General features: G+C 44.9%; 2 protein-coding genes. One reads left to right on the forward strand and one right to left on the reverse strand.

All coding sequences use genetic code 11. The features are described from left to right. The first annotated feature begins 113 nt into the window (after positions 1 to 113). Entirely contained in the window at positions 114 to 515 is a 402-nt protein-coding gene (locus FTT71_RS13150; protein ID WP_001183556.1) for a LysR substrate-binding domain-containing protein, read from the forward strand. A gap of 136 nt (positions 516 to 651) precedes the next feature. Here FTT71_RS13150 and FTT71_RS13155 read toward each other — a convergent pair whose 3' ends face one another. After that, a complete protein-coding gene (locus tag FTT71_RS13155; protein ID WP_000018323.1) occupies positions 652 to 1467 on the reverse strand; it encodes an APH(3')-I family aminoglycoside O-phosphotransferase in 816 nt (271 codons plus the stop codon). Positions 1468 to 1660 lie beyond the last annotated feature (193 nt).

Raw genomic sequence — 1660 nt, forward strand, 5'->3', positions numbered from 1 at the left:
GCCAGGCCTCAGCATTTTATTATGGTGATCCCCTGGGCGAAATGCGCCTGGTAAGCAGAGTTTTTGAAATGTAAGGCCTTTGAATAAGACAAAAGGCTGCCTCATCGCTAACTTTGCAACAGTGCCATTTTAAGCGTTATGCTAAGCCCAGGAAGCCGCAGGATCTTTTGAACCACAACTGCATTAACGTCCGCTATTCTGATACGAGTGGATTGTACGCCTGGGAATTCGAGAAAGATGCTCAGAAATTCAGTCTGAAAGTCAAAGGGCAATATATTGCGAACAGCACGATTCATCAGCTCGATGCAGCATTAGACGGGCTGGGGATTGCCTATATTCCCGAGTATGTTGCAGATGGATATATCAAAAGCGGCAAGCTGATTGCTGTTCTGACCGAGTGGTGTCCATATTTTGACGGCTACCATATTTATTATCCTCACCGCCGACAGGATTCTCCTGCGTTTATGGCTTTTCTGCAAGTTTTGCGTGACAGGTACAATAATGGAATAAGATAAATTTATGAGTAAAGGATTATGTCCACGATAAGCACCTGGGTCGATTCCTGGGAGGCGGCCATGAGGGTAGGGAAGCGCCGTCCCGTCAAGTCAGCGTAATGCTCTGCCAGTGTTACAACCAATTAACCAATTCTGATTAGAAAAACTCATCGAGCATCAAATGAAACTGCAATTTATTCATATCAGGATTATCAATACCATATTTTTGAAAAAGCCGTTTCTGTAATGAAGGAGAAAACTCACCGAGGCAGTTCCATAGGATGGCAAGATCCTGGTATCGGTCTGCGATTCCGACTCGTCCAACATCAATACAACCTATTAATTTCCCCTCGTCAAAAATAAGGTTATCAAGTGAGAAATCACCATGAGTGACGACTGAATCCGGTGAGAATGGCAAAAGCTTATGCATTTCTTTCCAGACTTGTTCAACAGGCCAGCCATTACGCTCGTCATCAAAATCACTCGCATCAACCAAACCGTTATTCATTCGTGATTGCGCCTGAGCGAGACGAAATGCGCGATCGCTGTTAAAAGGACAATTACAAACAGGAATCGAATGCAACCGGCGCAGGAACGCTGCCAGCGCATCAACAATATTTTCACCTGAATCAGGATATTCTTCTAATACCTGGAATGCTGTTTTCCCGGGGATCGCAGTGGTGAGTAACCATGCATCATCAGGAGTACGGATAAAATGCTTGATGGTCGGAAGAGGCATAAATGCCGTCAGCCAGTTTAGTCTGACCATCTCATCTGTAACATCATTGGCAACGCTACCTTTGCCATGTTTCAGAAACAACTCTGGCGCATCGGGCTTCCCATACAATCGATAGATTGTCGCACCTGATTGCCCGACATTATCGCGAGCCCATCTATACCCATATAAATCAGCATCCAGGTTGGAATTTAATCGCGGCCTCGAGCAAGACGTTTCCCGTTGAATATGGCTCATAACACCCCTTGTATTACTGTTTATGTAAGCAGACAGTTTTATTGTTCATGATGATATATTTTTATCGGCACTGTTGCAAATAGTCGGTGGTGATAAACTTATCATCCCCTTTTGCTGATGGAGCTGCACATGAACCCATTCAAAGGCCGGCATTTTCAGCGTGACATCATTCTGTGGGCCGTACGCTGGTACT

The sequence above is a fragment of the Acinetobacter sp. YH01004 genome (assembly GCF_013420455.1).
GTDB lineage: Bacteria > Pseudomonadota > Gammaproteobacteria > Pseudomonadales > Moraxellaceae > Acinetobacter > Acinetobacter towneri.

Coding starts and splice junctions, on each gene's coding strand:
- FTT71_RS13155 (WP_000018323.1), bottom strand. CDS start 1,467: ATGAGCCATATTCAACGGGAAACGTCTTGCTCGAGGCCGCGATTAAAT.